28 protein-coding genes are annotated in these 24,640 nt (G+C 62.1%); 18 read left to right on the top strand and 10 right to left on the bottom strand.

The features are described 5' to 3' along the window. The first annotated feature begins 6 nt into the window (after positions 1-6). The gene (locus tag ACFX5Q_RS08220) at positions 7-207 is read left to right on the top strand and encodes a hypothetical protein (RefSeq protein WP_404276870.1); all 201 of its coding nucleotides are present in this window, start codon (positions 7-9) and stop codon (positions 205-207) included. A gap of 256 nt (positions 208-463) precedes the next feature. Here the strand turns inward: ACFX5Q_RS08220 and ACFX5Q_RS08215 are convergent, their stop codons facing one another. After that, complete coding sequence (locus ACFX5Q_RS08215; protein WP_404276868.1) at positions 464-1,210, bottom strand: helix-turn-helix domain-containing protein; 747 nt, start codon at positions 1,208-1,210, stop codon at positions 464-466. Between the two features lie 26 nt (positions 1,211-1,236). On the opposite strand from ACFX5Q_RS08215, the gene ACFX5Q_RS08210 reads away from it, so the two are divergent. Then, a complete protein-coding gene (locus tag ACFX5Q_RS08210) occupies positions 1,237-1,497 on the top strand; it encodes a hypothetical protein (RefSeq protein WP_404276866.1) in 261 nt (86 codons plus the stop codon). A 369-nt stretch (positions 1,498-1,866) separates the two neighbouring features. Here the strand turns inward: ACFX5Q_RS08210 and ACFX5Q_RS08205 are convergent, their stop codons facing one another. The 3 genes from ACFX5Q_RS08205 to ACFX5Q_RS08195 form a co-directional block, all read right to left on the bottom strand. After that, positions 1,867-2,073, bottom strand: coding sequence for a helix-turn-helix transcriptional regulator (locus ACFX5Q_RS08205; RefSeq protein ID WP_404276864.1), 207 nt, complete (start codon positions 2,071-2,073; stop codon positions 1,867-1,869). Positions 2,074-2,148: 75 nt separating this feature from the next. Next, positions 2,149-2,718 (bottom strand): hypothetical protein, encoded by a 570-nt coding sequence (locus tag ACFX5Q_RS08200; protein WP_404276862.1) that lies wholly within the window; start codon positions 2,716-2,718, stop codon positions 2,149-2,151. Then, positions 2,715-3,902, bottom strand: a complete 1,188-nt coding sequence (locus ACFX5Q_RS08195; RefSeq protein WP_404276860.1) for a tyrosine-type recombinase/integrase — start codon at positions 3,900-3,902, stop codon at positions 2,715-2,717. The genes ACFX5Q_RS08200 and ACFX5Q_RS08195 overlap by 4 nt, the downstream gene beginning before the upstream one ends. A gap of 419 nt (positions 3,903-4,321) precedes the next feature. Here ACFX5Q_RS08195 and ACFX5Q_RS08190 point away from each other — a divergent pair, with 419 nt between their 5' ends. The 7 genes from ACFX5Q_RS08190 to ACFX5Q_RS08160 all read left to right on the top strand — a co-directional run bounded on the left by ACFX5Q_RS08190 (position 4,322) and on the right by ACFX5Q_RS08160 (position 11,869). Beyond that, a complete protein-coding gene (locus tag ACFX5Q_RS08190; protein ID WP_404276858.1) occupies positions 4,322-4,513 on the top strand; it encodes a hypothetical protein in 192 nt (63 codons plus the stop codon). A gap of 695 nt (positions 4,514-5,208) precedes the next feature. After that, positions 5,209-6,351, top strand: a complete 1,143-nt coding sequence (locus ACFX5Q_RS08185) for a hypothetical protein (RefSeq protein ID WP_404276856.1) — start codon at positions 5,209-5,211, stop codon at positions 6,349-6,351. A 349-nt stretch (positions 6,352-6,700) separates the two neighbouring features. After that, positions 6,701-7,921, top strand: a complete 1,221-nt coding sequence (locus tag ACFX5Q_RS08180) for a glycosyltransferase family 2 protein (protein ID WP_404276854.1) — start codon at positions 6,701-6,703, stop codon at positions 7,919-7,921. Continuing rightward, complete coding sequence (locus tag ACFX5Q_RS08175) at positions 7,902-8,915, top strand: glycosyltransferase (RefSeq protein WP_404276853.1); 1,014 nt, start codon at positions 7,902-7,904, stop codon at positions 8,913-8,915. Before ACFX5Q_RS08180 ends, ACFX5Q_RS08175 begins: the two co-directional genes overlap by 20 nt. Positions 8,916-8,934: 19 nt before the next feature. Beyond that, complete coding sequence (locus ACFX5Q_RS08170) at positions 8,935-9,432, top strand: GtrA family protein (protein WP_404276851.1); 498 nt, start codon at positions 8,935-8,937, stop codon at positions 9,430-9,432. A 77-nt stretch (positions 9,433-9,509) separates the two neighbouring features. After that, on the top strand, positions 9,510-10,058 hold the full coding sequence (locus ACFX5Q_RS08165; RefSeq protein WP_404276849.1) for a class I SAM-dependent methyltransferase: 549 nt from the start codon (positions 9,510-9,512) through the stop codon (positions 10,056-10,058). A 107-nt stretch (positions 10,059-10,165) separates the two neighbouring features. Then, positions 10,166-11,869 carry an ArnT family glycosyltransferase gene (locus tag ACFX5Q_RS08160; protein ID WP_404276847.1) on the top strand — a complete coding sequence of 568 codons (1,704 nt, stop codon included), beginning with the start codon at positions 10,166-10,168 and terminating at the stop codon, positions 11,867-11,869. 169 nt (positions 11,870-12,038) lie between these two features. On the opposite strand, the gene dprA is transcribed toward ACFX5Q_RS08160, so the two are convergent. Genes dprA through ACFX5Q_RS08140 form a run of 4 tightly spaced genes read right to left on the bottom strand, consistent with a single transcriptional unit; the run spans position 12,039 to position 16,064 of the window. Next, positions 12,039-13,175: a DNA-processing protein DprA gene (gene dprA / locus ACFX5Q_RS08155; protein ID WP_404276845.1), complete on the bottom strand. Its 1,137-nt coding sequence runs from the start codon at positions 13,173-13,175 to the stop codon at positions 12,039-12,041. After that, the gene (plsY, locus tag ACFX5Q_RS08150; RefSeq protein ID WP_404276843.1) at positions 13,172-13,759 is read right to left on the bottom strand and encodes a glycerol-3-phosphate 1-O-acyltransferase PlsY; all 588 of its coding nucleotides are present in this window, start codon (positions 13,757-13,759) and stop codon (positions 13,172-13,174) included. The genes dprA and plsY overlap by 4 nt, the downstream gene beginning before the upstream one ends. 56 nt (positions 13,760-13,815) lie before the next feature. Next, on the bottom strand, positions 13,816-15,102 hold the full coding sequence (locus tag ACFX5Q_RS08145; protein WP_404276841.1) for a dihydroorotase: 1,287 nt from the start codon (positions 15,100-15,102) through the stop codon (positions 13,816-13,818). Then, positions 15,099-16,064: an aspartate carbamoyltransferase catalytic subunit gene (locus ACFX5Q_RS08140; protein ID WP_404276839.1), complete on the bottom strand. Its 966-nt coding sequence runs from the start codon at positions 16,062-16,064 to the stop codon at positions 15,099-15,101. Before ACFX5Q_RS08140 ends, ACFX5Q_RS08145 begins: the two co-directional genes overlap by 4 nt. Positions 16,065-16,223: 159 nt before the next feature. On the opposite strand from ACFX5Q_RS08140, the gene ACFX5Q_RS08135 reads away from it, so the two are divergent. The 3 genes from ACFX5Q_RS08135 to ACFX5Q_RS08125 all read left to right on the top strand — a co-directional run bounded on the left by ACFX5Q_RS08135 (position 16,224) and on the right by ACFX5Q_RS08125 (position 18,911). Beyond that, on the top strand, positions 16,224-17,852 hold the full coding sequence (locus tag ACFX5Q_RS08135) for a DNA alkylation response protein (RefSeq protein ID WP_404276837.1): 1,629 nt from the start codon (positions 16,224-16,226) through the stop codon (positions 17,850-17,852). A 157-nt stretch (positions 17,853-18,009) separates the two neighbouring features. Beyond that, complete coding sequence (locus tag ACFX5Q_RS08130; RefSeq protein ID WP_404276835.1) at positions 18,010-18,570, top strand: hypothetical protein; 561 nt, start codon at positions 18,010-18,012, stop codon at positions 18,568-18,570. After that, the gene (locus ACFX5Q_RS08125; protein WP_404276833.1) at positions 18,570-18,911 is read left to right on the top strand and encodes a DUF6105 family protein; all 342 of its coding nucleotides are present in this window, start codon (positions 18,570-18,572) and stop codon (positions 18,909-18,911) included. Before ACFX5Q_RS08130 ends, ACFX5Q_RS08125 begins: the two co-directional genes overlap by 1 nt. On the opposite strand, the gene ruvX is transcribed toward ACFX5Q_RS08125, so the two are convergent. Then, on the bottom strand, positions 18,829-19,335 hold the full coding sequence (ruvX, locus tag ACFX5Q_RS08120) for a Holliday junction resolvase RuvX (protein WP_404276831.1): 507 nt from the start codon (positions 19,333-19,335) through the stop codon (positions 18,829-18,831). The two genes, ACFX5Q_RS08125 and ruvX, sit on opposite strands and share 83 nt — an antisense overlap. A 117-nt stretch (positions 19,336-19,452) precedes the next feature. Between ruvX and ACFX5Q_RS08115 the strand changes: the two genes are divergently transcribed. The 6 genes from ACFX5Q_RS08115 (at position 19,453) to ACFX5Q_RS08090 (ending at position 23,947) form a co-directional block, all read left to right on the top strand. Beyond that, on the top strand, positions 19,453-20,160 hold the full coding sequence (locus tag ACFX5Q_RS08115; protein ID WP_404276829.1) for a metal-dependent hydrolase: 708 nt from the start codon (positions 19,453-19,455) through the stop codon (positions 20,158-20,160). Between the two features lie 36 nt (positions 20,161-20,196). Then, positions 20,197-20,613, top strand: coding sequence for a hypothetical protein (locus tag ACFX5Q_RS08110; RefSeq protein WP_404276827.1), 417 nt, complete (start codon positions 20,197-20,199; stop codon positions 20,611-20,613). Positions 20,614-20,701: 88 nt separating this feature from the next. After that, positions 20,702-20,989, top strand: a complete 288-nt coding sequence (gene gatC, locus ACFX5Q_RS08105) for an Asp-tRNA(Asn)/Glu-tRNA(Gln) amidotransferase subunit GatC (RefSeq protein WP_006202114.1) — start codon at positions 20,702-20,704, stop codon at positions 20,987-20,989. A 6-nt stretch (positions 20,990-20,995) separates the two neighbouring features. Continuing rightward, positions 20,996-21,454, top strand: coding sequence for a GNAT family N-acetyltransferase (locus tag ACFX5Q_RS08100; protein WP_192179053.1), 459 nt, complete (start codon positions 20,996-20,998; stop codon positions 21,452-21,454). Beyond that, complete coding sequence (locus tag ACFX5Q_RS08095; RefSeq protein ID WP_404276825.1) at positions 21,454-23,019, top strand: amidase; 1,566 nt, start codon at positions 21,454-21,456, stop codon at positions 23,017-23,019. The genes ACFX5Q_RS08100 and ACFX5Q_RS08095 overlap by 1 nt, the downstream gene beginning before the upstream one ends. Before the next feature lie 130 nt (positions 23,020-23,149). Then, positions 23,150-23,947, top strand: coding sequence for a YdcF family protein (locus tag ACFX5Q_RS08090; protein WP_404276824.1), 798 nt, complete (start codon positions 23,150-23,152; stop codon positions 23,945-23,947). Here ACFX5Q_RS08090 and ACFX5Q_RS08085 read toward each other — a convergent pair. Beyond that, a complete protein-coding gene (locus ACFX5Q_RS08085; RefSeq protein WP_404276822.1) occupies positions 23,920-24,639 on the bottom strand; it encodes a DUF599 domain-containing protein in 720 nt (239 codons plus the stop codon). The genes ACFX5Q_RS08090 and ACFX5Q_RS08085 overlap by 28 nt on opposite strands. Between the last annotated feature and the right edge of the window lies 1 nt (position 24,640).

Genomic DNA, 24,640 nt, shown 5'->3' with positions numbered 1-24,640 from the left:
CACGGCATGGACACCATGGAACCCCACGGTCACGGGATGGCGGCCGATAATGCCGAGCAGCGCATCAACCGGACCGAGCTTGCGATTGAACGCACAGAAGAAATGGTGGCCGAGAATATCGCGCTGGCCAGCAGGATACGAACCGCGCGGCGTCTGGTCGGAGTCCCAGACCGCTTGGTGAAGATCGATCCTCCCAGGACGAATTGACCCATGATGCTCGCGGCTTTGGACCTCCAAACCAAGCGAAACGGCGAAATGCGTCGCGCTGCCAGGCTTGCGATGCTTAGGCACCAAGTGATCCACCACATCGAGCGAACGGACCTTGCGGCGAGGAAAGTCGAGCAGGCGCTGGTCAAGTTCGCTGAGGCAAACGCGCTTTCGGGGACCGGCTCCCACCGCCTCACTAGAGCAACGCTCTTTGTCCATTTCTGTTGAAATTTCTGGGAGGAAACCTTTCTGGCCTTTATGCGGCATCGAGGCGCGCCCCCAATTCCTCCGCCAACCGGAAGGCTCGGCCATAGTCAGGGCTGCCGTATTCGAGACTGCCGGCAACGATGTCCTCCAACCATGCTTGCCACCAGTCGGGGAAGCTCGTCCTTCCTGGCTCCTTCATGGCGCGCTCGATCATGGCGAGAATGGCGCCGACGCTCTTCCCAGGCGCTCCTTCCTGAGCCCCTTGCGCGCCGAATGGCGCCGATTCTCGGGATATATTTCCTGCTTCAGCAGGATATATTATGGTTTCACCTAATATATTTACAGAGTCATCATATTGATTTTGTTTGGTTTCTGGATTTGGCTTGTTACCTATCAACGCCATTTCGGCAACAAGCTTGTTACCTATCCCGACGCCGCCAACCTGCTGGAATGGACCTGCATTGGTAGCGGGCTTGCTACCTATGGACTTGAGGTAGGCGGCGTCGAACTCGGTATAGATGACCCTGTAGACGCGCAGCCTGGCGTTGAGAGGATGCCGGCTCGCCGAAATATAGCCGCGGCCGGCAAGAGCGCTCAGCGACCGCGACAGGCTTTTTTCGTGGCAGCCGACGAGTGCCGCCAGTCTGGCATGGGACGCGTAACAACCCATGCCATTGCCATTCAGGCGATCATGAACAGCCAGGGCCATGAGGATCCGTAGCTCCTCGCTGGTCAGGTTTTTGTCGCCGATGGCGCGCGCCGGAGTCGGCGCATAGATCGGTTTCGGCTCGGCCATTAGACACCGCCATTTCGGAGCCGGCGGTGTTCGGCCACATGATGGCGACGGCAAAGGAACCGGCCGCGCAAAGGCTGGTCATAGTGCTCGGGATCGTGATGGAAATCCGCCTTCTCTTCACCGCAGATTTCACACGGCAGACGCACGAGCAGTCCGCGCCGGATGGCCGATGCAGCGGCAATGTGAGCCCAACGCGCCAATGGATTCCGCTCACGCCAACGAGCTTGCCGGGAGTTGTCTTTCGCTTGCCGTTCCGGGGAGGCTTTGGTAGATTCGAAAGTCTCTGATGCTGCCAAGCTAGAGTTTTCGAAGCCGGCCCGCGTTTTCTCCGACGCGGCCGGTTTTGCCGTTTCAGGGGGTCGCATTGGCTGCCCCCTTGATCTCATGCGATTGGCGAATTGCCTGGCACGTTTCCAAGGCACTAAGGCCAAACATCTCCCGAAGTCCTGGCACCAGCGGTCGCGGCCGATGGCAAGGTGGCGTGATCGCGAGGAACCGTGCGGCCTCGTCGATGGCCGACGTGCTTTCGTGGCAAAGGCCCGTAGTGCCGCCTACGGGAAGCGCGGTGTCGGCGCTCATGGCAACCATCCGGCGATGGCAAAAGCCAAGAACAGGACAGCGGCGCCGGAGACGGCGTAGGGGAGGGCGGCGGCCATTTATGCGGCCTCCTCTTCGCGCTGACCAGCGAGAGGGCGGGATGCGAGCCAACTTTCGATTTCGGACTCGGTCCAGAAGCGCGAATTTTGGCCCAGCATACGGCCAGGAGGGAAGTCGTTCTTGTCGACGAGCCGGCGGAGCTGCGGCCAGTTGCATACGATGCCGCGCGTCTTTAGGTCGGCAAAGCGGAGGATTTTCTGGGTCATTGGAGTTACCTCGCGTTAAGTTGCGAGAACCCAATTACACAGGCTTTTAGCGCAGGTGGTCCTGATATTTAAATTTTAGGACGATCCGAAAAGCATCGGCCCGATGCGGTTCCAAACGGCTTCAACAGCTTTATACTCCATGTTGACTCCGGCAACGCCAAGCGCTTGTGAGACGACACGGCAGGCCGAGTTGTTCTTGTTGAGAGAACTATTCGTTGGAGCCAAACCAAAGCGCTCATGAACCTCCTGCACGGTGATCGCGATGACAATATCCCGGAGCATGTAGTCGGCTCTCGACTTGCCTTGCAATTTGCGAGGCGGAGCGACGTCGAGCAAGTTCTGGTACTCTGACAACGGCCTAGGGAGAGGCTTCCCGCTTAGTGTAATTTCTGCGATCAGCGTGCGCATAGCGCCATCGGCGATTTTCCAGCCCTGGCTTGCGTAGTAGGTATAATCGGCCAAAAGCTCAGGGTTGTTTCTGGCAAGGTTGGTCATCAACTCCTGCGCCATGCGCCTGCCATCGTCCTTCGAGAGAAATCGCACCGGCGAGAGGCCGGGCAAGATTTCAATAGGCATATCGCGGGCGGAGATGATCCGTTCTTTGGCAAATTCGACAGCTTCGGCAATGTCGGCGCTCTTGGTCATTTCCGCGCCCTCCGCTTGAGCGGAACGACGTTCTTTGCGGGCGGGCTGATGATCGACTTGAGCAGGGCGCCGAGACGGGCGAGGGCGTCTGCCTTCTCGTCCCCATAGCGGTGGCGGTTGTAAACGCCTTCAACGCCGTCAATGGCGTGACCCATGACGCGCTCGGCCGTGTCACTGGCGACGCCAGCACGGGCCATCAGCGAGCGGGCAGTGCGCCGCAAGTCGTGGATGGTCCAGTGGTCGATCTTCACCTTCTCGTCGAAGGCGACCTTCGCCTTGGACATGCCGTTGAAATAGCCTTCCTTGGTGCGGCCAGTGAAGACGTGAGGGTTTTCTCCGACTCTGTTGCGGCCCTTGATCACGTCCAGCGCCAGAGCCGGAAGCTTCAACTCGCCGCCGGTGCCTTTCTGGCGGTCGTCGCTAGGGACCTGCCAGACGCCGTCTACCGAAATGTCGTCCCAGCGGATCGTCATCACCTTCTCGCGGCGTTGCGCGGTCGAGAGAGCTAGGCGGAGGAAATCGCCAAAGGTGCCGGCCTTGCCGGCCTGCTGCCAGATGGCGCGGATCTCGTCATCGGTGAGCACTCGCTCGCGCTTGACTGGCGCCGCCCGCCGCATTCCTCGGACGATAGGCGACAGATAGTCCTCGTTGCGGGCAGCGTACCAGTTGCAGATGCCTCGGACGATCGCGAGCACCAGATCAGCCTGCCGGGCGCCGTTGCCGTCCTCGACCTCGTCGAGCAGCGTAGCGACATCGCCACGGCGAATGGCGGTGAATTCCCGCTTCTCCCATTTCGGGAAAACGTAGACGTCGAGGCAGCGCTTGATCTCTTTCTCGGAGAGCAATCCCTTCGCCGCGACATGGCGCTTGAGATAGTTTTCAGCGACCGTCCGGAATGTGTCTGCAGCGGTCTTCTGCTCGATCGGGGGAAGTCCGTCCCGGATACGCTTGATTGCCTCCCTGGCCCCATCCCTGGCCTTTTCTATGCCCATCATGTCGGCGGCGCCGATCGTGGCCCACACCTGCTTGCCGGTTGGGTCTCGCGAAACGGCAACGAAAGATTTGGCACCAGACGGCATGACGCGGACGTAGTGGCCGCGCAATTCAGGATCGGAAAAAGTGTATCGCGCGGCCCTAGCTTTTAGGTCGGCGACGCCTGCATCTGAAAGTGTCTTTCTGCGCATCAGATTTACCCTTCGGCTAACGGTGGGCTAACAGGTCGGTGCAGTGACAGGGGCTAACATGCGGCTAACATCGACTAATCTGTATGCTAAAACAGGGTGTTACGACAAGCGGAATTTAGCGGCGTTGCGTCTGATTTATCGATGAGGCCCTGACTTTTAATCAGTAGGTCATGGGTTCGAATCCCATCGCGCTCACCAAAACAATCAATGATTTTGCAGGCGCCTAGTTTACAAAATCGCAAAACCCGCCGAAGCGGGTACTGTGAGGGCACATGGGACCGGCGTCCCCGATCAGCGCTATCGCAATTACAGATCTTCCCTCGCGTGCGTGCAAGCGCGCGAGGGCACGCGAGGGCAAAAGTGATTATGTCCTCAGCGCCAGACAGGTTACGCTACGTCAGCACGAAAGGGGAAAGACGATGAAAACGTTGCTGGCAATAGCCGCCGCACTTGGCCTCTCCATATCCGCTGCATCCGCAGAGTGCCCCGGGCATTCGAAGGTACAGGCATCGGTCGACACACAGATGAAGACTGCGAGCGTCGCGCCCGCCGACACAGCAACCGCGGATACTCAGACGATCAAGAAAGAAGTGCCGCCCGAGACCGAATAGCGGTTAAGCCCAGTCACCGGAGGCCCCGCAGCGGCTGCACGGCTTCGGCCTGCAAGGCGGGACATGCTGGCTGCGCAGGTTCACGATGTCTTTGACGACATTACCGGTCCGGGCACCTGAAGCCCCCGGGTGATTTTCTCAAACGGAGGTCGCCAGGCATAAAGACCCAAAGCAGATTTCGCAGGCAGACTTGGAGTGCTTTCTGGCACACGCGGCACGGCTGCAGGCTCCTTCTCTACATTAGCAATCACTTGTATTTCCATTGAATCAGGATCATGCTGAGTCAGGCGGTGTGGGGCCACTGGATCGGGGTTAGTGGGTTTGAAGGGGTAAAGAACCATGGAATTCGCAAGTTGCTTTGACCAAAGCGGAACTGTTCTTGCGTCGACGATCTTCCTTAACGTCACAGCGGTTTTTATAATCCTGGCTGCATTCGCCGCTGCGCGTTTGATTACAACGTCAGGCGCAGGTTCAATCGAACGGCTTCGGACCGCGTAAAGCCAGCGAGGGACATCGCCACCGCGCGTTGCGGCGCCACGGAGTGGTTGTCGGCCTCGACCCCGTGGGACGGGCTAACCTGCAATCTGCTTTGCCTCTGATCGATTAGGTCGCCCAGTCGGGAACACTTGGCAGCACCATCCTTGTCGCCACACAGGTCGATGGCTAAACTCAGCCTTCCCAAGGGAGGCTCGAACATGGCACTTCACCTTTCGGCGGAAACTGTAGCTCCCAGAGCGGCGGCACCTCAAAAGTATCTCTTCGGCCCGGTTGCCGACTTCCTCATGCTCGGTGGCAGCGCATTTCTGATTCTGCCGTTTCTGTTTTTGGTGCCGCTCGAGTACGAAGGCGCTGTGGCCGCAACGATGGTCTTTGTGGCCTACCTGATAAACTATCCCCACTTCGCCCACTCATACCAGCTTTTCTACCGCAATTTTGGGCGCAAGGTGAGCGGGGACGGATACGACAGGGGCCTTCAGCTTCGCTACATTTTCGCCGGCATCGTCGTTCCCGTCATCATGGGCGCGTTCTTTGCGTATGGCGCGGCAGCGGCGAACGCCCGCCTCTTGGGATATGCAACCAATGCGATGTTCTTTTTCGTCGGCTGGCACTACGTCAAGCAAGGCTACGGCATGCTGATGGTGGATGCCGTCCTGAAGCGCAAATTCTTCGACGATCGAGACAAGAAGGTGCTGCTGGTCAACAGCTATGCCGTGTGGATCCTGGCATGGCTTCAGACAAATACGGCAGTCACCCAGGGCAAATATTATGGCCTGGAATATTACACATTTGCGGCCCCGTCGTGGATCACCAACATTGTCCTGCTGACGGCAACTGCTTCCACGGCGGCCACGGGTCTGATGCTGGTCAATCGCTGGCGAAAAAACGGCGGCAACCTGCCGTATAACGGCGTCGTGGCCTACGTCGCATCGCTTTACCTTTGGATTCTGATTGCGAGGATAAACCCGCTCTGGCTGCTTGTGGTGCCCGCGCTCCACTCGCTCCAGTACTTGGCGGTGGTTTGGCGTTATCAGACCAATGTCGAGCGCGACGATCCCGGCGCCGTCGGACATCCGCCGCTGAAGCTCCTGGCCTTTCTTGGCCCGCTCTACAGGCTGCGGGTCTTGGGATTTATCGTCGGTGGTGCCGCACTTGGATATCTCGGTTTCTGGCTGATCCCGTTCGTGCTGACTGCCTTGATCCCGTACGACAAGCAGGTGCTCGGTTCATCGCTCTTCTTCTTCATCGTGCTGATATTCATCAACGTGCACCACTACTTCCTGGACAACGTGATGTGGCGCCGCGGCAACCCGGAGGTGTCGAAGTATCTGTTCCGCTAGGCTGTTCGGCGGCAGCCCGCAAGGGTTCGAATCCCATCGCGCCAACCGGAAATTCAAGATCGTCCGAAGGCGCCAGAAGACGGCTCGGAACTGCCGGTCAAGCGTATAGGCATGGCCTCGGGGTGGCCAGCAACTGGCTGGCATATCCAGAGATGCCGACCATTACGACGAGAGCGGAAATTCCTCCCGCCAAGAAGACGAGATAACACCCAACTCGCTCGACAGCGCGTATCTGTTGATTACTAGCTAACTTATTCTAGCTATATATCGCGCGTGGGCAGCAGAAATGCGCGGGTTGCATGCCTTGAGTTGTCGGCATTGCTGACGACGGGCTGGAGCGGGTGGCACGATGGGTAACAGGTCAGATTTCGCGACGGTCCAAGCCGAACCGGGCAGCCTGAGCGCCGATGATGCGGGGGCTCCTGTTGTTTCGGCGATTATCCCTTGCCTGAACGAAGAGCGCACGCTCGGCATCTGCATTCGCAAGGCTCTTGATGTCTTTGCCGCGCGTGGCATCAGCGGTGAGGTGGTCGTCGGAGACAATGGGTCAAGCGATCGGTCGGTTGAAATTGCCGAGTCCCTCGGCGCGCGTGTCGTGCACCAGCGGGTCAAAGGATATGGCGCGGCGATCAGTGCAGCGGCTGAATCCGCGCGAGGCAAGTACCTCATCATGGCGGATGCGGACGATTCCTACGACTGGAGCAAGCTCGGCGACTTCGTCGACGCCTTGGAGGGTGGTGCCGACCTCGTCATGGGCAATCGCTTTGCGGGCGGTATCGAGCCTGGCGCCATGCCTCCGCTGCATCGATATCTGGGCAATCCGGTGCTTTCAACGATTGCCCGCTGGCTTCACCACTCTCCGATACACGATTTCCATTGCGGCATGCGGGGTTTCACCCGCGATGCGTTCCGCAGGATAGGCGCGCGCTCGCCCGGCATGGAATTCGCCTCGGAGATGGTCATCAACGCGCATCGCGCAGGCCTGGTGATCCGCGAGGTGCCGATCAAACTCTACCCGGACAAGCGTGGCCGTCCACCTCATCTGCGCTCATTCCGTGACGGTTGGCGGCACCTGCGGCTGATCGTGGCCCATGCACCCGATACCATGTACCTCATACCGGGACTGACCTTGCTGGTGATTGGCATTGCTGGCCTTGCAATCCTCGCTACTGGGCCCGTCCGCATCGGCGGGTGGTATTTCGGAATTCACTTCGTCGCGCTCTCCGCCATGGCGACCCTGATCGGCCTTTCAGCCATCCTCTTCGGTATGCTGGCCAAGGTGGCGATCGCTATCTACCACCCGGTCCACGGAGGTCGAATCGTGCCCTGGCTGACGCGCGGTCGCCCGCTGGAATGGCTGCTCTTCTCAGGTAGCGTGCTCGCAGTGGCTGGCTTCGTCGCGGACGTGTTGCTAGCGCTACATTGGATTTTTGTCGGCGGGCCAATGGAGCAGTCGGTGCACCTGACCTTTGTGATCACCACTGCCTGCGTGGCAGGTATGTCCATGGTGTTGTCCGGTTTCGTGCTCAAGCTGCTGCTTGATAATTTGGATGACAAGCGTGCGTTCTAACCGTCCGACTGACTTCCGAGCGGAAACTCGAGCAGGTAGCTGCGTCGTCGAAAAGCCATTTCTGTCCGTCATCATGCCGGTCCACGAAGGAGCGGCATGGATTGGCGCGACACTTGACTCGCTGGCTGCTGAGCCGACCGACGGCCTCGAGATAATAGTTATCGACAGCAGCCCGACGAGCGCCACCGCTGCGATTGTCGAGCGATTTGTCCACCAATTGCCCCTTCGGCTGCTTCAGCGAAGGGATCTCGGGCAGTGGCAGACGAAGACCAACCTGGGCGTCGAGCTAGCGGCCGCCGATCACGTCTGCATACTCCCATCCGACGACCTGTGGCTGCCTGGACGCGTCGCGGCCGCTCGCCACTGGCTTGCAGACGCGCCCGAAGCCGCACTTCATTTGGCCCCAACCGCTATCGTCGACCGCAACGGCCGGCGAATAGGGCGCTGGAACTGTCCCTTGCCGGCTGACGAGGTGCTCGGAGCTGAATTCCTGCTGGAACGGCTGCTCGTGCAAAATTTTGTCTCGGTGCCCGCGCCGGTATTCCGCCGAAGCGCGTGGCTGGAGTGCGGGGGCTTGGATGAGAGACTCTGGTATACGGCGGATTGGGACATATGGGCGAAGCTCGCCAGTACTGGACCGGTGACCTATCACGACGAGATCACGACGGCCTTTCGGGTTCACGGCAGCTCGCTGACTGTAACCGGATCCCGTGACGCGAGCGAGTTCCGGTCACAAATGCAGATTGTCCTGGAGCGCCATTTGCACCGGCTCCCGGCAAGCAGTCGCCGCCGGGTCGAACCGGCCGCTCGGGCGTCGATCAGCGTCAATGTGTTGCTGGCCGCTGCGTCGGGCGGCAACTTGAAGGCTTTGGTTCGCGCGACTGGTGTTGTGCTATCGCTCGGACCAATCGGAATGAGGCGCTATTTGCGCGACTCGCGGTTGCGTGAGCGTACCGTGAGCCGACTTCGCGCGAAACTGACAGGAGCTTTCTGAGCCAATGCCCAGGACTGCTATGACCTCCGGTGAGCAGGCGGGGCAGGAGCGCCTTGCGGGTGCCCGTGAAAGACCGCTTTTGGAACGAGGGTGGCGATACACACTGGTGGGGTTGGTGTGCGCCATTACGCACAACGCCATCATGATTGCGGTCGATCAAGTGGGGGTGCATTACCTGCTGGGCACCGTGATTTCATTCTTGGCAGTAACGCCCCTCGGATACGCACTGCATAGCCGCTTCACCTTTGCCGAGCCTCTTCGCTTGAAGGCATTCGCGCGTTTCGTAGGAGGCGTGGCCGCGGCCTATCCAGTCTCGCTGGCCATGATGATGGTTCTCTGTTCCGGTCTCGGTCTTGGTGTTGCGATTGCGACTCCGATCGCTACCGTCGCTCTAATCGTCTGGAACTTTGTCGCTGCGCACTGGGCCATCCTGCCGCGGCTCTATCTGCAGCCCGCAACCGTGCCGACGGCACCCTCCCGCCCGGCGAAGCAGCAATCAGTGGGAAATGAGGAATAAGAATGTTAGCACCAGGTCAGGTCGCGCGCAGGGTTCTCGGCCGCCATTTTGAGCCGGTCGGCAATGCCTATCGCCGTGTGTTCGTCAACCTCAACATAATAGCGGATTTTCTCGATGGCGAACTGCCGAACGGCGCGAAGATCTTGGATATCGGCGGAGGTGACGGCGCGCTTATCGAGCGGGTTCTAGATCGACGCCCTGACCTGGCGGTTACGATGTGCGATCCAGCTCCTGTAATCGGTACATTCCTAAGCAACGCAAATCGGGCGAGGGTTGAACTTCTGCCCGCGACTGATCTCACCTGTGTAACCGGATTTTACGATGTCGTTACGATTTGCGACGTCATCCATCATGTGCCGGTCGATCAGCGCGACGCCTTCTTCAAATCGCTGGCCGAAAGCTGCGAACGCTGGGCCTGCCGGAAGATCATCCTGAAGGACGTTGAGCCGGGAGCAATACGCGCCATGCTGTCGCTTCTTGCAGACTGGTACATTACCGGCGACAAGCATGTCGTGCTGTTTTCTCGCTCGGACTTTGCGGCCATGGCGCGACGGCATTTCCCGAAAGCGCAGAGAGAATCGGCGGTACCGGACTGGCCGAATTATTGCGAAGTGCTGAGTTGGTAGTCTCTGAACTGATTGACCCGCGCGACGACGAAGTCCGCGAATAATGCCACCATTCCTTGCGCTATTGGGTGTGCGCTGCGAGTGAGAGTCACGGTTTGGGGGGTATCTTGAACACGCAGGAACCGGGACACGGACTAACCAAGCACGACCTTGGTATCGAGCAGCGCCAGGCCGCGATATATTTGGGTGTCCTGATCGCACTCAAGATTATTTTGCTGTTCGCCCTGGCCTGGAACACTCGCTTCGTTATGGACGAATTCGTCCAACTCGGATGGGCCAAATATTTCTCCAACGGCCTGTTCGATACTATCTGGCATGCCAAGGCGGTCGGCTATGCGGTCTTTTACGAGATTGCCCACCTGATCGGCTGGGATGCCCCATCGATTCTGCTTACCGGCCGCATGCAGGCTGCGCTGCTGGCATGCGTGACTATCGCTCTCGTCTATGCATGCGCTCGCGCAATTGGCGAAGACCGCGTGCGCGCACTGGCAATCGTCCTCATCCTGCTCTGCTTCTCGAATTTCATGGAGCGCGTCTTTCGCACCATCGCCGAACCACTGGCGGTTTTCTTCGCCGTGGCGGCGCTGCTGGTTATCTTGCGGGCCCATGCGTTGAGTGCAAGGCAGCTTCTTGCCGCTGGCATCCTAAGCGGCTTGGCCTTCCTCGCTACTCAGAAGTCAGTCTACTTCAATGTAGCCCTTGGGCTTGGCTTGGTTGCTGACGCAGCTTTGCAGAGACGCTACGCAACAGGCATAGTCCGTGGAGCATGGCTCGTGCTGGGATGGGCTCTTCCTGCAATTGCCTATTGCTTCATCTTCGGTAGCGGCGACCCCGTTCCTATTGCCAAGAGCCTCGTATTCGGCCCGCTTGAGATTGCGATGCGTGGGGGCGGTGAATACGGGGGGCTGAGGCGCTTCGTGCTACAGACGCTCGCGCGGAACTACATATTTTATGTCTTCTGTTTCTCGGGCATGGCTCTGTCTCTGATGCAGATCATGAAACTCGATGAACGAAGGCGAATTGCGCTGATCTTCTCTGTCGTCATCACAGTCCTGGTTTTCGCTCACGACCAGCCGTGGCCCTACGTGTTCATCATGGCTCTGCCGTTCATGTCACTGTGGTCGTTGGTACTGCTCGACGGCATCGCAACCCATGCGCGCTATCTGCGCCTTGCATGGGTGGCGCTGATCACGAGCATGGCCATCAGCTACGTAAGCAATATCATTTACCTTCGCACCGACAACAATGCGGCCCAACTTGAGCTGGTCGCGCGTGCAGAGTCGTTGCTCGCACCCGATGAGCGATATTTCGACGGTATCGGGATGCTGCCCAATCGGAAGGAGCCGACAACTTTGTGGCTCGATAGACACTATGTTTTCGCGACCTTGCGGGAAGGCAGGAATTCCAAGGTCTACAAAGTCTTTAGCAAGTCTCCGCCGAAGATGATCCTGTGGTCTTACCGGATGGACAATATCTATCCCGTGGTCGCGCCTCTGGTTGCGAACAGCTACGTCAGCGTCGCACCAAATCTCAGGATCGCCGGCTGCCGCCTTCAGCCCGGTGAGAAGAAGATTTTCAACGTCCCGATTGCCGGAAGCTATGCGCTCTACGGCGCAACCGGGACGCCCTTGCAAGGTTCGGTCGAAATTGACGGCGCCGTGCTTGATCCGCCATTTCATCTTGAGACCGGATCAAAGACCCTGACATTGAAAACCGATTCAGGCGAAGCATTGCTGCTGCCGACAGGTTCGTACGCTGGACAATTCAAGGCGGGCAGTGACAACGATCTATTTGCCAACATCTACGACTGAGTCGATTTACGGTCATCGGCAAACAGTTGCCGCCGGGATCTACGCCCAATGCATTACCTGCAAGGATAATGTTCAGCCGGTTGGACAGCGGTTGGAATCCGAAGGCGCTCGCATTCCAGCATTCGCGGGGACGAGCCAGACGCGCAATGCGCCGCGCTCTCGATAGATTTCAGAAACCGCCGAAAACCAGCGAGACATTGCCGCCGGCGTGGCGCTCCAGCCGGCCGGCGAGGTCCAGCTCCAGCAGCACCATGGAAACCTGCGCGGCGCTGAGGCCGGTATGGCGGATGACCTCGTCCACCGCCACCGGCGTCGGGCCGAGCACTTCGAGCACACCCGCGCGCTCGTCCTCGCCGGGCGGCGGCGTTGCCGAGAGTTCTGGCGGCTCGGCAAGCGGCGCCGTCCTTGGCGGCCGGGTGCCGGCGAGCGGTGCGATCGCGCTTGCGATGTCGGCCGCTTCGGTAACGAGCGTGGCGCCGTCCTTGAGCAGGCCATTGGAGCCGGCGGCGCGCGGATCGAGCGGCGATCCGGGTACGGCAAAGACCAGCCGGCCCATCTCGCCGGCCAGCCTGGCGCTGATCAGCGATCCCGAGCGTTGCGCCGCTTCGATCACGACCAGCCCGAGTGCTGCACCCGCCACGAGCCGGTTGCGGCGTGGAAAATCCTGCGCGCGCGGCTGCCAGCCGAACGGCATTTCCGAAATGACGGCGCCACCGCGCTCGGCGATCTCGTTGCAGAGACCGGCATTTTCGGGCGGGTAGGGCAGGTCGAGCCCGCCGGCAAGCACGCCGATCGTTCCCGTCGCAATGCTGCCCTGGTGCGCTGACGTGTCGATGCCGCGCGCCAGCCCGGAGACGATCGCGTAGCCGTCGCGGCCGAGATCCGCCGCCAGCATCCGCGCCATCTTGATACCGGCAAGGGAGGCGTTGCGGGCGCCGACGATGGCGATCGCCGGCAGACGGAACACCGCGGCCTCGCCTTTCACCGCGAGGAGCGGCGGTGGGTTGTCCATGTTTTTCAGCAGGGGCGGGTAGTCGGCTTCGCCGATGCCGACGAAGCGGGCGCCGGCCTGGCCGGCGGCCTCCAGTTCCGCCTCCGCCTCAGCGACCGAAGGAATGCGGGCAATGCGGCTGGCGCCGCCGGAGATCATCAGCTCGGGCAGCATCTCGAGTGCTGCCTCCGCCGAGCCGAAACGGTTGATGAGCTGACGAAAGGAGGCCGGGCCGACATTCGGCGTGCGGGTCAGGCGAAGCCAACTCAGCCGCTGCCGGTCGCTGAGGCGCGGCCCGACGGCAGGCTTGCTCACCCCTTGGCTCCGATCTTGCCCTCGGTGCCGGCAAGCAGCCGCGAAATGTTGGCGCGATGTTTTATGATTGCGATCAGGCTCATCACCGCGAACAGGCTAGCAATCTGCGGCGTGTTGAGAAAATAGAGTGTGATCGGCACCACCACGGCCGCCACCAGTGCCGCCAGCGAGGAGTAGCGGAACAGGAAAGCGACGGCGAGCCACACGACGGCGAAGATCAGCGCCACCTGCCAGGCCAGCCCGATCAGCACGCCGAGATAGGTGGCGATGCCCTTGCCGCCCTTGAAGCCGAGCCAGGCCGGGAAGAGATGACCGAGAAAGGCACCAAAGCCGGCCCAGAGCCCGAAGTCCGGCCCGAAGCGGGCGGCGATCAGCACCGCTGCCGTGCCCTTCAGCGCGTCGAGCAACAGCGTCGCTACGGCGAGCCCCTTGTTGCCCGTGCGCAGCACATTGGTGGCGCCGATATTGCCGGAGCCGATCTTGCGGACATCACCGAGGCCGGCGGCACGGGTGACCAAGAGGCCGAAGGGAATCGAGCCGAGCAGATAGCCGAACACCAGTGCCAGGATGACGCCGTAACTCATTGTTTCCCCCCGCGTTTCGCCAACCGTTCGGAACAGCGCAATGCGCCGTGGCCGACTTAGGCCGAAAACACTGTGCGGCCCGCTACCATCGTTTGCAAGACCTTGCCTTGCAGCCGCGCGCCTTCGAAACAGGTGTTTTTCGAACGCGAGCGAAGGCCGCTTTCGCTGACGACCCACGGTTCGTCGAGGTCGACGACCGCAAGGTCGGCGACAGCGCCCGGCTTCAGCGTGCCGCCGGGCAAGCCGAACAGTCTTGCGGGAGCGGCGGTCAGTGTCTCGATCAGCCGAAGCAGCGGCACATCGCCGTTGTGGTAGAGCCTGAGTGCGGCTCCCAGCAGCGTCTCCAGGCCAATGGCGCCGGCAGCCGCATCGGCGAAGGGCAGGCGTTTGGTGTCGACGTCCTGCGGGTCATGCGAGGAGACGATGATGTCGATCGTGCCGTCCTTGACCGCCTCGATCATCGCCAGCCGGTCCTCTTCGGCCCGCAGCGGCGGCGTCAGCCGGAAGAAGGTGCGGTATTCACCGACATCGTTCTCGTTGAGCGACAGATTGTGGATCGAAACGCCCGCCGTGACATTGGCACCGTCGGCCTTCGCCCGCGTCACAGCTTCCGCCGCCATCGCCGTCGAGATCTTGGCCGCGTGATAGGCGCCGCGCGTCAGCCGCGCCAGCGCCAGGTCGCGTTCCAGCGGGATCGATTCGGCCTCGCGCGGGATGCCGGCAAGGCCGAGCCAGCTGGCATAGAGGCCTTCATTCATGACGCCGGCCGAGGCCAGGTCGCCATCCTGGGTCTCATGCGCGATGACGCCGCCGAAATCGCGGGCATAGGTCAGTGCCCGGCGCATCACCAGCGCGCTTGATATGGTGTGGCGACCGTCGGTGAAGGCGACCGCGCCGGCTTCGCGCAGCAGGCCGAACTCGGTCATCTCGCGGCCGGCAAGACCCTTGGTGATCGCCGCCGCCGGGAAGATGTTGACCACGGCCGTGTCCTTGGCGGTGCGCAGCACGAACTCGACCAGCGCGACATTGTCGATCACCGGGTCGGTGTCCGGCATCATCACGATCGAGGTGACGCCGCCGGCCGCCGCGGCGACGCTTGCCGAGGCAATGGTCTCGCGGTGCTCGCCGCCCGGTTCGCCTATGAAGACGCGAGCGTCGATCAGACCGGGAATGAGCGCCTTGCCGGCGCAGTCGACGACGATGGCGCCCTCCGGCATGCCCTGGTTCAGGGCGGCCTTGCCTGCAGCAACGATCTTGCGGCCCTCGACGATGACGGTGCCGATCTCGTCGACACCGCGCGACGGGTCGACGATATGCGCCTTGCTGAAGACGGTCGTCGTCATGCGCCGCGCCCCTCATGGTTGCGGCGCGGGTCGAGCAAGGCTTCCATCACCGCCATGCGCACGGCGACACCCATTTCTACCTGCTCCTGGATGACGCTCTGCGGACCATCGGCGATTTCCGAGGCGATCTCGACGCCGCGGTTCATCGGGCCGGGATGCATGACCAGCGCGCCGTCCTTGGCCGCCTTCAGCTTTTCGGCATCGAGGCCGAAATAGCGGAAATACTCGCGGATCGACGGCACGAAGGCGCCTTCCATCCGCTCGCGTTGCAGGCGCAGCATCATGACAACGTCGGCACCCTTCAGGCCTTCGGCCATCGAGCGGGCGACGATCACGCCCATCCTCTCGATGCCTGACGGCAACAGCGTCGAAGGGGCGACGACGCGCACCTGCGCGCCGAGCGCGTTCAAGAGCATGATGTTGGAGCGCGCGACGCGCGAATGCAGGATGTCCCCACAGATCGCCACGATCAGCTTCGACAGCGGCCCTTTGGCGCGGCGGATGGTCAGCGCGTCGAGCAAAGCCTGGGTCGGGTGTTCATGCGCGCCGTCGCCGGCATTGACCACCGAGCAGCCGACCTTCTGCGCCAGAAGCGCCGCCGCCCCCGCCGACTGGTGGCGGATGATCAATATGTCGGGGCGCATGGCGTTCAGCGTCATCGCCGTATCGATCAGCGTCTCGCCCTTCTTCACCGAAGAGCTTGCCACCGACATGTTCATGACGTCGGCGCCGAGCCGTTTGCCCGCAAGCTCGAACGAGGATTGCGTGCGGGTGGAGGCTTCGTAGAAGAGGTTGATCTGGGTGCGGCCGCGCAGCGTCGAGGTCTTCTTCTCAGGCTGCCGCGAAATGGCGACGGCCCGGTCCGCCCGGTCGAGCAAAAGCTCGATATCGGCGGGGGAAAGATCGCGGATGCCCAGAAGATGGCGGTGGGGATAGAGCGGCAGGGACGAAGCGTCAGTCATCTCAAGGCGCTGCTATAGGGTGCAGAATTCCCTGCTGCAAGCACCGGCTTTGGATTGCGGCCTTTCTCCCCGGTATTTTCGTCGCGCGCCTTGCGTGGCTTGGGCTATAACCCGCCGATGGCTTCGGATTCGACCGACCTGCGACGACAAGGACAAAGCGTGACCGACGACGTGACCAACCAGCCGCCGCCGCTGACGGGCGGCAACGCCTGGCGGGGCGATCCGTTGCTTATCCAGCTTGCCGAGCGCTTTTCCGATCCGGTGCGCAAGGATCTGGATGGGCTTGGCCGCTTCGTGCTGACGCAGGAAGCGCAGGAACTGGCCCGTCTCGCCAATGTCGAGACGCCGAAGCTCAGGACCCATGACCGCCAGGGCCGGCGCGTCGATCTGGTCGAGTTCCATCCCGCCTACCACGCACTGATGCGCCGTTCGGTCGCCAACGGACTGCATTCCTCGGTCTGGGAAAATGGCGACGCCGAGATCGGCCGCCGCCACCAGGTGCGCGCCGCCCGCTTCTACATCACCGCCGAGCTCGAGACCGGGCATCTGTGCCCGATCACCATGACCAGCGCTTCGCTGGCAGCGTTGATGGCAAGCCCAAAGCTGTTTCGCGAATGGGCGCCACGGGTGACAACGCGCAAATACGACCAGAGCCAGAAGCCGCCGGTTGAAAAGACCGGGCTGACGCTCGGCATGGGCATGACCGAGAAGCAGGGCGGCACCGACGTGCGCGCCAACGTCACCAGGGCCGAGCGCGCCGGCAGCGGCTTCTATCGCCTGACCGGCCACAAATGGTTCATGTCGGCGCCGATGTCGGACGCCTTCCTGGTGCTCGGACAGGCGCCGGAAGGTCTTTCCTGCTTTCTCGTCCCGCGCATCCTCGGCGACGGTTCTGGCAACGGCTTCCGCTTCCAGCGGCTGAAGGACAAGCTCGGCAACCGCTCCAATGCCTCGTCGGAAGTGGAGTTCGTCAATGCCATCGGCGAGATGGTCGGCGAACCCGGGGCAGGGGTGAAGACGATCATGGACATGGTGACGCTGACCAGGCTCGACTGCGCCGTCGCCTCCTCGGCGATCATGCGGGCGGGCCTCGCGGAGGCCATTCACCACACCCGTCACCGCCAGGTGTTCGGCGCCAGTCTGATCGACCAGCCGCTGATGCAGCGCGTGCTGGCCGACATGGCGCTCGACGTCGCCGCCGCCACCGCGCTGTCGTTCCGGCTGGCGCGCTCCTTCGACGAGGCGGCCAGTGACCGTGGCGAGGCGGCCTTCGCCCGTGCCATGACGCCGGTCGTCAAATACTGGGTCTGCAAGATCGCGCCGCCACTGCTCTACGAGGCCATGGAATGCCTCGGCGGCAACGGCTATGTCGAGGAGGCGCCGCTCGCCCGCTACTACCGCGAAGCCCCGGTCAACGCGATCTGGGAAGGCTCGGGCAATGTCATGGCGCTCGACGTGCTGCGCGTGCTCGGCCGCGCGCCGGGCCTGTTCGAGGAGGTGCTGGCCGGCATCGACCGCGACCTCGGCGCCGGCGGACGCGGCACCATCGGCGTGCTCAAGGCGGCCATGCAAGTGGCGGCGACCGACGAGGGCTCCGCCCGTCTGCTCACCGAGCAACTGGCGTTGTCGGCGGCCGCAGCCGAGCTTCGCCGGCTGGGGGCAGGGCGGATTGCTGATGCCTTCGTCGAGACGCGGCTCGCCGGCCAGTGGCGCAACACCTACGGCATGCTCGATTCGCGCCACGATGCGCGCATGATCATCGACACGCTCTATCCGCCGGTGAACTAGCGCCGACGCGGGCTTTTCGCGGTTCGCCTTGTCCTGTGGATAGCCGTTAACCTTAACAAATGGTTTCCGTTGCGGTGGCCGGCCGCAGAGCCCACAGTCCTGCTGGAGCAAGGATTGGTTAACCATAAGCCGCCTGTGCTCGCGAAGCAGGAACGCCATGCGGCACGTACTGACCTCTTTTCTGGCCTTGCACTGGGCGATCGTTTTCGCCTTGCTGGCCTTCATCTGCATCGACGGCAACCGCGGCGTCGCAGGCGCACTCGGCGTGCTGGGCGTGGCTGTCGAGAGCACTCACTTAGCCGGTCTGGATGACGCCGTCGTCGTCGCGCCTTTGGCCATCGCACTGCTGGTCGTGGCGGTGCTGTTCTGCTGGGCTTTCGTCGAGACCCTGCTCAACATCGCGGCAAATCCCGATGCCACCGACATCGTCGTGCGCATCGCCTTCATTTCCGCGTCCGGCGTCCTGTCGCTGATCCTGGTCGGCGGCGCCGCGCAAGGCATCGACGGACTGTTCATGGTCATAGCCGTGCAACTGACGGCGCTGCTGGCGTCCTATGTTGCCGTGCTGGCCGAGCGCCGATCGGCCTTGGCCACGACGGTTGCCGTCGAGAGCGAGATCCGTGCCAGAGCCAACGTCATGGCAAGAGGGGCAGCGCACAGTTCCTTGCTCAACCGTATTTCCGGCCGATCGGACACGAAGCATGAGGATGGCCGCTGATGCGCATTCTGTTCGCACTGTGGGCGGCCCCCATGGCCTTGTTCTGGGGCTGGTTCTATTTGTCGCTCAACGACATCAATTTCGGCTATGTGATGCTGAGCCGTCGGCTGCATGATTTGGTGTTCGAGCTCTACGGCCAGATGCTGGGCATCGATCCGGCAATCATTCCGGGCATGGTAGCCAAAACCTGCGTCTTCGACGGCTTCCTGCTGATGGCGTTGTGGGCGTTTCGCCGCCGCCGCAACATTGCCTCCTGGGTCAGGAACCGCTGGATGAATCCGGTTCCGCCTGAGCGGATGGCCCGAGCGACTGAAGCCGGTCAAGGACTCCCTGCAGAATAAAGGCGGCCGCCGCCGAATCGATCTTGCCGGCGCGCTTCTTGCGCGAGAAATCCATCTCGATCAGTGTCCGCTCGGCCGCCACGGTCGACAGCCTCTCGTCCCAAAGCACGAAAGGCAGGTCGGACAGGGCAGCCATGTTGCGCACGAAGGCCCGCGATTTCTGGGCACGCGGACCCTCCGACCCGTCCATGTTGACCGGCAGGCCGAGCGCGATGGCGCCGACATTGTCCTTCTGCAGCTGGGCAAGCAACAGGGCCGCGTCGAGGGAGAATTTCTTGCGCATAATGACAGGGCGCGGATGAGCGAAGGACAGGCCGCGGTCGGAAACCGCCACGCCTATCGTCTTGTCGCCGAGGTCGAGCCCGGCCAGTGTCCTGCCGCCGACAAGCCGTGCCGGCAATTCCTCGATCGCGATGATCCCCAACGGTTTTCCTTCGATGGAGCGTGACACGCTCTTTTGACCGGCAATGACACTATGGCACTTTCATTCTGCAGGAGGCGTTCTATCTTCCGGCGCAGCAAAAATCGAGGAACACGACTGATGAAACTGACCTGGTATGGACATTCGGCATTCCGCATCGAAACGGCGGACGCCAATATCCTCATCGACCCCTATCTGGTCGGCAATCCGTCCTGGACGGGCGGCTGGGAAGGACCGGCGGAAGGGGTCACCCATGTGCTGCTGACCCACGGCCACAACGATCACGTCAGCGGCGCGCTGGAAGTCCTCAAGAAGAGCGGCGCCGTGCTGGTCGCCAACTACGAGATCTGCATGTACCTCGTCGGCAAAGGCGCCAGCAGCGACAAGATCAATCCCGGCAACATTGGCGGCACCGTCGATTGCGGCGCCTTCACCACCACCTTCGTGCAGGCGCTGCATTCGTCATCGTTTGGCGGCGAGGGCGGTCTGAACACCTATCTCGGCAATCCCGGCGGGCTCGTCCTGCATTTCCCTGAAGAGAAAACGCTCTACCATATGGGCGACACCGACATCTTCTCCGACATGGCGCTGATCAACGAATTGCACGAGCCGAAGATCGGCATCGTGCCGGTCGGCGACCGCTTCACCATGGGCGGCGCGGTGGCAGCCCTTGCCTGCCGGCGCTTTTTTCGCTTCGATACGGTCGTTCCCTGCCATTTCGGCACGTTTCCGATCATCGACCAGACGGCGGAAAAATTCGTTGCGGGAATGGAGGGATCAGGTGTGGACGTGGCGTTGCCGGGGATCGGCCAGACCATCACTCTCTAGAAAAACCGTCGCACTCTAGAAAAATGAAATGAAACCATGGCGTTGAGGCAGACTCTTTGCGTTTCGATGTTGGTCGCCGCATCTCCGGCGCCGGCGGCCGAGGATTTCATCGAAGGCGTCTATCTCCAGTCCGAGGAGCTCTGCGCCAAGGCCAAGAAGGAGACGCTGCAGAGCGTGATCGACGCCGGCAACATCGTGCTGTCGGCCCACGGCCTGCAAAGCGTCGAATACAATTGCGAATTCCTTCAGGTCACCAAGGCAACACTCTCGCCAAGCTGGGCGGTCACCGCCATCTGCCAGGAGCCGGGCTTTGTCTTTCCGGATGTCCTTTCGGTCACGCAGATGAGCCCGACTCAGATCGACCTGGTTTCGGTCCGCCCGGTCGTCGACGAAAGCGAGCAGGCCGGCAACGGCGGCAGTTACGTGTTGTGCGACGGCGTGGCTCTGCCTTGAGCCCAAAGTCTCAATTGCCCGCGTGACGATGCATGTTGCGCGGCAAGCGCCGCGCCGCTATAGCGCTGGTTTTCCCGAGGCAACAGAAATGTCCGTTGATCTTCAGACAGTGAAGCGCGTCGCGCACCTTGCCCGCATTGCGGTGAGCGAAGAGGACGCCGAGCGCATGACCGGCGAGTTGAACGCCATCCTTGGCTTCGTCGAACAGTTGAACGAGGTCGACGTCTCCGGCGTCGAGCCGATGACCTCGGTCACGCCGATGGAGATGAAGAAGCGGCAGGACGTCGTCACCGACGGTAGCAAGGCCACCGACATCGTCGCCAATGCGCCGGCGACCGATGAGAATTTCTTCCTCGTTCCCAAGGTGGTGGAGTAGGTGGCGGTGGCAGTCGAGATCGCCATCGAGACGCCGCTGCAGGACGACGTGCGCACCCTGGTCGAGGAGCTCAACGCCACGCTGCTCGAACTGACGCCGCCTGAACATTGCTACCACCTGACTGTCGAGCAGATGGCCGGCGAGGACACGAGCGTCTTCATCGCCCGCGACAACGGCCTGGCCATCGGCTGCGGCGCGCTGAAGCGCCATGAAGGCTCGGTCGGCGAGGTCAAGCGCATGTACACGCGGCCCTCGCATCGCGGCCGCAAGATCGGCGCCAAGATCGTCGAACGGGTTGAGGCGCTGGCGCGCAGCGAAGGGCTGAAGCGTCTGGTGCTGGAAACCGGCGACCGCCATCCCGCCGCCTGGACCGTCTACGAACGCGCCGGCTTCTCGCGCTGCGGCCCGGTGCTGGATTATCCCGACTCCGAGTGGTCGGTGTTTTACGAAAAGAGCCTTGCCTGATGAGCGACCTGACCCACCTGACGATTTCGCAGGCCCGTGCCAAGCTGCGCGGCAAGGAGATTACCGCGGCCGAGATCACCGAGGCTTACCTCTCGGCGATCGAGCGCGCCAATCCGGCGCTCAATGCCTATGTCACCGTGACTGAGGACAAGGCGCGCGATATGGCCAAGGCCTCCGACGCGAAGCTGGCGAAGGGTGAGGGCGGTGCGCTGGAGGGCATCCCGCTCGGCATCAAGGACCTGTTCGGCACCGAAGGCGTCCACACCCAGGCCTGCAGCCACGTGCTGGACGGCTTCAAGCCGCGTTACGAATCGACCGTCACCGCCAATCTGTGGGCCGACGGCGCCGTCATGCTGGGCAAGCTCAACATGGACGAGTTCGCCATGGGCTCGTCCAACGAGACATCCTATTACGGCCCGGTGATCAACCCGTGGCGGCGCTCGCGCCTCGACACGGTGGTGATGCCGACGACGCATCAGGGCGACGGCGGCTTTGTTTCGGCCGGCGGCACCAAGACCGCGCGCACCCTCGACAACGCCCAGCTTGTGCCGGGCGGCTCGTCGGGCGGCTCGGCGTCGGCCGTCTCGGCCTTCCTCTGCGCCGGCGCCACGGCGACCGACACCGGCGGCTCGATCCGCCAGCCCGCCGCCTTCACCGGCACGGTCGGCATCAAGCCGACCTATGGCCGCTGCTCGCGCTGGGGCATCGTCGCCTTCGCCTCGTCGCTCGACCAGGCCGGACCAATCGCCCGCGACGTGCGCGACGCCGCGATCCTGTTGAAGTCGATGGCCTCCGTCGATCCGAAGGACACCACTTCGGTCGACCGTCCCGTGCCGGACTACGAGGCGGCGATCGGCAAGCCGATCAAGGGCATGAAGGTCGGCATTCCCAAGGAGTACCGCGTCGACGGCATGCCGGAGGACATCGAGGCCCTCTGGCAGAAGGGCATTGCCTGGCTGAAGGATGCCGGCGCCGAGATCGTCGACATCTCGCTGCCGCACACCAAATACGCCCTGCCGGCCTATTACATCGTCGCGCCCGCCGAAGCCTCATCCAACCTCGCCCGCTATGACGGCGTCCGCTACGGCCTGCGCGTGCCGGGCAAGGACATCATCGACATGTATGAGAGGACCCGCGCCGCCGGCTTCGGCCGCGAGGTCAAGCGCCGCATCATGATCGGCACGTATGTGCTGTCGGCCGGCTATTACGATGCCTACTATCTGCAGGCGCAGAAGGTGCGCACCCTGATCAAGCGCGACTTCGAGAACGTGTTTACTGCCGGCGTCGATGTCATCCTGACCCCGGCAACGCCGTCGGCTGCCTTCGGCGTTGCCGACGAGGACATGGCCTCCGATCCGGTCAAGATGTACCTCAACGACATCTTCACCGTGACCGTCAACATGGCCGGCCTGCCCGGCATCGCTGTGCCCGCCGGCCTCGACGCCAAGGGCCTGCCGCTCGGCCTGCAGCTCATCGGCCGTCCTTTCGATGAGGAAACGCTGTTCCAGACCGCCCATGTCATCGAGCAGGCGGCCGGCACATTTCAGCCGGAGAAGTGGTGGTAGGATCGTTCCTTGTCTAGCGCATGACCCCGAAAATCGGCATCGATTTTCGGAAAAGGATCATGCGCAAAATCAAAGTGTTACAGCGTCCTTTGCGCGTCCAGGGACGCGCGGCGCTGTAATGGGGCGAGGGATGTTCTTCTATCTTTCCAAAATCTTCTGGTTCATCATTCAGCCGCTCAACCTGGCGATCTTCCTGCTGCTGGCTGGATTGCTCGCCGCCTTGCTTGGGCGCAGAAAACTGTTCGCTTCCGGCAGCGTGCTCGCCTTCCTGATCCTCGCGCTGGCGGCCTGGACCTCGCTTGGCGCGATGCTGCTCAATCCGCTTGAAGAGCGCTTTCCCAAGCCGCCGCTGCCACAGAAGGTCGACGGCATCGTCGTGCTCGGTGGTGGCTTCGAGGGCGCCATCAATCTGGTGCGCGGCGGCGACGAGCTGAACAGCGGCGGCGACCGCATGGTCGAGACCGCGATCCTCGCGCGGCGCTTCCCACAAGCGAAAGTGGTCGTTTCCGGCGGCAATGGCGAGCTTTTCCTCGACGGCGAGGGCGACGCCGACACTGCACCCCGCCTGCTTGGCGCGCTCGGCGTCGTGTCCGATCGCCTGATCCTTGAGAACAAATCCCGCAACACCTACGAAAATGCCGTCTTCACCAAGCGATTGGTGGCGCCGAAGCCGGGCGAGACCTGGCTGCTTGTGACCTCGGCCTTCCACATGCCGCGCGCCAAGGCACTGTTCGACAAGGCCGGCTTCGCGACCATTCCCTGGCCGGTCGACTACCGCACCTCGGGCAAGGAGGGCGTCGGCCTGTTCCGCGACAATGCGGCCGATTCGCTGCAGGTCACCACCATGGCCATTCGCGAATGGATCGGTCTCTTTGCCTATTGGCTGTCGGGCCGGATCGATCAGCCGTTTCCGGCGCCGGGCGGCTGACCGATCACCGCCTGTCTGGCGGCGGAGAAGAACTGGCGGCGCACCAGCACCGCAAGCAAGAGCAGCGTCGACAGCACTAACACGATCGGGTCGACGAACCAGCCGAGATAGGCGATCGAGAAGAACACGCCGCGCAGGCCGGAATTGAAATGCTTGCCGGCCAGCATGTTCATGCGCGCCGCACGCCATACCGCTGTTTCGGTAATCGGATTGCGTGAGGCCTCGCCATGCGGGATCGGCACGCAGCCGATCAGGATCGAGCAATAGTTGAACAGCCGATAGGCCCAACCGAACTTGAAGAAGGCGAAGGCGAGGATCAGCACCAGGCCGAAAACTTTCATCTGGAACGCCGTGCGCGATGAGGTCGCACTCAACGGCAAATCGCTCAGCACGGTAAGGACCTGGTCGGAGGCGCCGAGCAGCGCAAAGCAGCCGCCGAGCGCGATCAGCGAGCTGGAGGCGAAGAAGGCGGTGCCCTGCTGCAGGCCGCTCATGATGGCGGTGTCGACGATGCGAATCTCACGCTCGGCCATGGTCCGCATCCAGGTCTCGCGCTGCGCGTTCATCGCCGTCGTCAGCGACACACGGCTGACCAGTCTTCCATCGGAGGCGAGCGTATGCAGGACCCACACGAGGAGGAAGAAGCCCAGTGCCGCGAGATCGGCCGTCGACAGATGGAAGGAATCGCCCATG

It is taken from the genome of Mesorhizobium sp. IMUNJ 23033, assembly GCF_044778005.1.
In the GTDB taxonomy this organism is placed as follows: domain Bacteria; phylum Pseudomonadota; class Alphaproteobacteria; order Rhizobiales; family Rhizobiaceae; genus Mesorhizobium; species Mesorhizobium amorphae_A.
Note: the sequence above shows the minus strand (reverse complement) of the source record. Positions and strands in the feature narration are given on the sequence as shown.